This is a genomic window from Glycocaulis sp. (assembly GCF_051859565.1).
Taxonomy (GTDB): Bacteria; Pseudomonadota; Alphaproteobacteria; order Caulobacterales; family Maricaulaceae; genus Glycocaulis.
Window position 1 is genome coordinate 1 of sequence record NZ_JBHYFK010000015.1, and the last position, 5,422, is coordinate 5,422.

Consider the following 5,422-nt stretch of genomic DNA (forward strand, 5'->3'; position numbering starts at 1 on the left):
AGGACGAAGACCTGGCCGCCGCGCTTGAGCAGCCCGAATACGGGGATTTTGCCTGCTGCGCCGCGCCCGCGCTTTCCTTTGCGCACCCCGCCGAAATAGCTTTCGTCGACTTCGACCTCGCCGGCCAGTTCGCCCGCTTCAGCCGCCAGATTCTCGGCGATGACGGTGCGCAGCCGGTGATAGAAGGTCGCCGCAGTGTCCTTGTTCACACCAATCAAAGCAGACGCTGTTCGAGCCGGCGTCCCCGCCACAAAGTGTTCGATCAGCCGGTTGGTCTGATTATGTGTGAGCCTTGAATGCTTTAGCCGCATCCCGCCATCCTAGATGTCTCAGACATCTGGGACAGCCCCAAATTATATGATTTCAAGATTGATAACAGCATCCTCTTTGTCTGTATTTATTATTATTCTTGGGGCAGTTGGTTACTTGGCCTATAATCCCCCTGTAATGATGTCGCAGCCCGACAGGGGGCAGGCGCGCTATGCACTGGTGATTGGAGCTGGGCAATATCGAAGCCTGCCGGTGCGCCCGGGCTATGCTGATAATGCGCGCTCCATGGCCCTTATGGCTGAGCAGGCCGGTTATGCTCTGATCGGAAACGGACCCTTGCTGAACCCCAATAAGAGTGAATTACGCCGCGCAGTAGATATCCTCGGGCGACTTACCGAGGATGGCGCCGAGGCGTTTATATACTTTGCCGGTCACGTTATCCCCTGCCAAGGGACGCTTTTCCTGTTGCCAATAGATGCTGAACGGCCGCCTGTTGTACAGTACGCAGAATGCGGGATGCGAATTGAGGAGGCTTGGAGCCATCCGTTAGGCCGGGGTGCATCCAGCACTACGATAATTTTGGAAACAGAAGGCGTCACAGGGTTTCTGGGCCTTCCGCCTGGCAGCGCGGGTACTGGCTTTGAAGCTTTGGACGTACCCGACAGCGTGGTGGTGGCGATCAGTGATCGAGGCGGCCCGATAGCTATTGACACCCAGGCATTCCACCAGTTGGACCCTGCTGGGCCGCGTCTTCTCTACAGGTTCGGTGCGGATCCCCAAGCTCGTGAGACAATCTTCACTTCTACGCTCATCAGTTTGAATATTCTCGGGGAAACCAATCTGTCCGAGGCCCTCGAAATGGCCAGCCTGAGCGTGTTCGAGCGCTCCGCGGGGCTAATAACGCCAGTAATCTTCGACCGGAGTCGCATGATCCGGGCGCTCGCCCCGAGAGCCGAACTGGCGCCGCTTGCATTGACAGAGGAGAGCGATGACGCCTTGGGCAGGATGGCGGATGACCTGCACGCCAGCCCGAATGGGGGAGTGGGTGCAGTCGCCAACCGCAGCGGGCAGTCCGTGGTCGAACTGATCCAGATGTTCGAGGCCTTCCGCAGCACCACTTATCTCGACGCTGCCGGCGTGCCGACCATTGGTTTTGGCCATACAGGCCGGGAGGCCCGGCCTGGTAATGTCATAAGCTTTGATCGCGCTATCGAGCTTCTCATGGAAGATATCGATACTGCCGCCAGCGCCGTTGATGCTGCTGTCACCCGCCCGCTTACAGACAATCAACGCAACGCACTGATTTCACTCGTCTTCAACATCGGTGGCGAAGCGTTTAGCAACTCCACCCTGCTCCGCTTGATCAATAGCGATATCCAGTCTGTCACTGCGGCTGAATTCCTGCGCTGGGTTCATGCGCGCGTGCCTGGCGTGGGTATGAGCCCTCTACGCGGCTTGGAAAGCCGGCGCCAGCTTGAGGCCTTCCTGTTTCTGGTCGAGGACGATGGTATAAGCGCGCGTGAACTGGTGCTCAGCTTCGAGCCCTTTCGCTCCCGTGCGACGCGCATGAATGACTGTTCCTTTATCGGCTATGCGCGCCCCTTGCATCCGTGCGATCAGGTCTTCGATCTTGAAATTAGTCAGATCGAAGCACTGCAGTATTTGCGTCGGGAGTTAAGGCAAATCGAAATCGATTTGAGGGCTGTCGTGGATGTGCCTATTTCTGAATCGCAGATGGCTGCGCTAGTGTCCTTTGTTCATCAAAATGGCCTCGAGGCGCTTCTGCGCTCTAGGATTATGTCTAGACTCAATCAGGGTGACTTCAAAGGGGCGGCAAATGCACTTCGCCTGCACGATTCCTTTATCGGAGATGCAGGCATGTCGCTCGGTCAGAGACGGGTGAAGCGCCGGGCAGCGGAAGCTGCGTTGTTCTTCGCCGACGGCGGCGACTATGTGATCATGAACGCCGGAACCGAGACATGAAACGCATAGCTTTGTTTCTGGCGGTTTTTGTGATCTCGCTGGCTATCCTGCTGACCGAGGGATGGACGCCGCTTGGGTTCAGCCACGGCCTATTCTACATCTTTCCAATGCTACTCCTTAGGCATCAGCTGCTGGCGCTTCAGGCTACCGCAGCCGGATTCATGACTGTGATGATCGTGCTCGGTTTTCTGGGGTCACCTCCTGGGTTGGACCAGGCGTATGTGATCGTCAGTCGACTGCTCAGCGGCGTGGCGCTATGGGCGCTCATCCTTGTCCAGCTTGATGGACGCGGCCAGCCGCGTTGATGGCAAACCGCGATCCCGGCGTCCGGGAAGTCCGCCTCATGCTGGCGGCCGTTCTCACTGCGGATGATGACGTGGCTGGTGCTCATATCTCCCGCCCGAACCAGCGGATCCGGCCGATGATCTTGATCTCCCCGGCGGTGCGCTCGTAGGGCGAGTAGAAGGCGTTGTCGGAGATTATGCGTACGCGCGGCGGGTCAGAATTTGGAATGTGTTCGAGACGTTTGGCCACCAGGCCGATGCCGTCGAACAGAACGAAAACGCCCGGCGGTGTTGGAAGGGCGCGCGCGGTATCGACCAGCACCACGTCCCCGTCATGAAGGCTCGGCATCATGCTGTCGCCCTCCACATGCATGATCCTGAGGTCAGCGGGATCGGCGCGCAGACGATGGGTGATCCACGAGCTCTTGAAATGATAGGGCTCGCCGTTCTCGACCTCATCGGCCGTGATCCGCCCGCCTCCCATGGATGCGGTGACCTCAACGCAGGGAATGGCGACAAACGCGTCCGCCGTGTCCAGAAGAGGCGTCTCGCCTTCGATTTCACCCTTGCCATGCAAAAGCCAGTTGCGATCCACCTTGATGACGGCGGCGACCTTGTCGAGCTTGGCTGCGTTGGGCTGTTCGGATCGTCCGCGCATGATGTCGTAGACGAAGGACCGGTTGACGCGCGCCTGCTCGGCGACCTCCCGGGCGTTCATGCCGAGCTGGCGGGTGCGAGCTCTGAGCCTGTCGGCAAGTGTGGCGTGCATGTGTCCCATCCTGTCTGCGGAGCCTGTGGATAAAAGAGGATTGCTTCGTCCGCGTCAAGCGAATAGAACATAGCATGAACAAAAACCGGATGGCGAGCGTTGCGTGATGGCCAGGATCGAGAAGGACTATTTCGCTCTGGACGAGCTTGAGGAGCGGTGGGGCATGGCGCACCGCGATCTGGTCTATCTGGCGGAGAACGGCCTGCTCAAGGTCTCCGTGCGCCTGTACGGCGTGCGCCTGGAGCAGGGCTGCTATGAGGAAGTGGAGGAGGGCCAATGGTGCTCCATCCCCGAGGAGTACGGCGTTTTCCATGGGCTGCAGGACGTGCGCGCTCAGGACGCCTATCGCGCCCTGCGCGAGGGCGCTGTTCGCACCGGCTGGTTTGACACGCCCGAGCGCCGTTACTGCATGGTGCGCCAGCCTGAAGAGGGCATCGTGATCAGGAAGGACGAGCTGGTCGTTCGCCGTGATGAGCGCGATCGCGCTGAATCCCGGCACGGTCTTGGCGCAATCGGGCGCACGCGCGAGGTCATCACCGAGAAACGACACGATTTCAGCCAGGTCGCCCTGGGCGATCATGTCTATATGCTGGGCCCCATCCAGGCGCGTGTGGTTGGCATTCTTCATCGGGCCGCGATGGATGGAAGCCCCTGGCGCCATGGCAAGGTGGTGCTGGCTGAAGCGGGGTCTTGCTGCACGAGGATGTCTGATCTGTTCAAGACACAGTCCGGGTGGCGCAAACTGATCCAGTCCGACCGTCGCGGGCGTTACCGGCTCAACATGGAATTTTCCTGATCCCCCTGCGCAAGATCACCAAACATCTCGGGTTTTACGGTTGGTGCACGGGTTCATCCCCCAGCCATCCCCCACTCATCCCCCAGCCCATCCCCTTGTGGGGGCCATAAAAGTCCTATTTGATCCCCCTGCGATCCTCCTGCGATCCCCACGACGCGTGCATCGTCCTCTGCCATCCTCTCCACAGGTTCACCAGAGCCAATGGAGACACAGGTGGCCACAAGGCACCTCAACCAGATCGACCTGGCTGCGCGCTGGAACATCAGCCACCGCACGCTTGAGCGCTGGCGCTGGTCGGGCGAAGGCCCGGTCTACATCAAGCTGGGCGGCCGGGTGGTCTATCGCCTCGAAGACGTCGAGGCGTTCGAGCACGAACAGGCCCGCGAGAGCACTGCACATGTCACGCGTGGAGCGGCGTGATGACGCGCCATTCAATATCGCGCGCCATGCAGCCGGTCTCGTTTTTCAGCCGCCCCGCTGGCGCCATCAGTGATGTGGAGCTGTGCGCGTGGATCGCGCAGGCCGAGCCCGGCGCCTGGCTGGAATACCATCGCGGCTTTCTGGTCATCGACGCCATGGCGGGCATCTCGAAACTGCCCGGGCCTGACCGGCGCCGGCTTGAAGCGCTCGCGGCGGGCGCCCATCGCGCCTTCCACGAAGGTCTCGTCCATCTGGTTCAGGTGCGCATCGGGCCTGACTGTTTTGCCTATGTCGCCATCGCAAGGCCGCGCCCGGCCGCCGCGCCGGTGCGCCTCAACACGCTTCTGGCGATGAGCGAGGCCGCATGACCCCCCAACACAGGAGACCTCCCATGGAGAACCACGCCAACGCGCCCGGTCTTGAGGATCTGGCGAACCTCTCGCGCGGGGAGATCGCCGCGCTTCCCGCCGCAATGCTCGCAGACCTCCAGGGCGAGCTGGCCGAAGCCTCCGCCCGCCTCAAGACGCTGTCCGCGCGTCTGAGCGGCGCCCTTGAGGCGCGCTATGGCGAACGCGCGCTCGAGGCCCTGCGCTGCGATGGCCGCGATACGGGCACGGTCCGGTTCGATGATGAGGGCCTGACCGTGATCGCCGACCGGCCCAAGCGGGTCGAATGGGATCAGGCAAAGCTCGCACGCATCGCCGCCAATATCGCGGCCTCCGGCGAGGACCCGGGCGAGTTCATCGACACCAAGCTGTCGGTCGCCGAGCGCAGATACGCCGCCTTGCCTGAGGCCTGGCGCAAGGGGTTCGAGCCCGCGCGCACCGTGAAGACCGGCGCGCTGAAGGTGGCGATCGTCCCGCAGGGGAGCAGCTAATGACCGCACTGGCCCCCATCGCC

At 61.2% G+C, this 5,422-nt stretch carries 8 protein-coding genes; 6 read left to right on the forward strand and 2 right to left on the reverse strand.

All coding sequences use genetic code 11. The features are described from left to right. The coding region (locus ACTIGC_RS13455) for a transposase (RefSeq protein ID WP_439634902.1) at positions 1-311 on the reverse strand (311 nt) is incomplete at its 3' end. Positions 312-387: 76 nt separating this feature from the next. Between ACTIGC_RS13455 and ACTIGC_RS13460 the strand changes: the two genes are divergently transcribed. Together ACTIGC_RS13460 and ACTIGC_RS13465 are read left to right on the forward strand one after the other, a co-directional pair. Then, entirely contained in the window at positions 388-2,253 is a 1,866-nt protein-coding gene (locus ACTIGC_RS13460) for a glycoside hydrolase family protein (protein WP_439634903.1), read from the forward strand. Further along, positions 2,250-2,558, forward strand: coding sequence for a hypothetical protein (locus ACTIGC_RS13465; protein WP_439634904.1), 309 nt, complete (start codon positions 2,250-2,252; stop codon positions 2,556-2,558). Before ACTIGC_RS13460 ends, ACTIGC_RS13465 begins: the two co-directional genes overlap by 4 nt. A gap of 82 nt (positions 2,559-2,640) precedes the next feature. On the opposite strand, the gene ACTIGC_RS13470 is transcribed toward ACTIGC_RS13465, so the two are convergent. Continuing rightward, positions 2,641-3,306 (reverse strand): XRE family transcriptional regulator, encoded by a 666-nt coding sequence (locus tag ACTIGC_RS13470; protein WP_439634905.1) that lies wholly within the window; start codon positions 3,304-3,306, stop codon positions 2,641-2,643. Positions 3,307-3,412: 106 nt separating this feature from the next. Between ACTIGC_RS13470 and ACTIGC_RS13475 the strand changes: the two genes are divergently transcribed. From ACTIGC_RS13475 to ACTIGC_RS13490, 4 genes are all read left to right on the forward strand, one after another. Further along, positions 3,413-4,102, forward strand: a complete 690-nt coding sequence (locus ACTIGC_RS13475; protein ID WP_439634906.1) for a hypothetical protein — start codon at positions 3,413-3,415, stop codon at positions 4,100-4,102. A gap of 213 nt (positions 4,103-4,315) precedes the next feature. Further along, on the forward strand, positions 4,316-4,522 hold the full coding sequence (locus ACTIGC_RS13480; RefSeq protein ID WP_439634907.1) for a helix-turn-helix transcriptional regulator: 207 nt from the start codon (positions 4,316-4,318) through the stop codon (positions 4,520-4,522). Further along, positions 4,522-4,890, forward strand: coding sequence for a hypothetical protein (locus tag ACTIGC_RS13485; RefSeq protein WP_439634908.1), 369 nt, complete (start codon positions 4,522-4,524; stop codon positions 4,888-4,890). The genes ACTIGC_RS13480 and ACTIGC_RS13485 overlap by 1 nt, the downstream gene beginning before the upstream one ends. A gap of 23 nt (positions 4,891-4,913) precedes the next feature. After that, positions 4,914-5,399 (forward strand): hypothetical protein, encoded by a 486-nt coding sequence (locus ACTIGC_RS13490; RefSeq protein ID WP_439634909.1) that lies wholly within the window; start codon positions 4,914-4,916, stop codon positions 5,397-5,399. Positions 5,400-5,422: the final 23 nt, after the last annotated feature.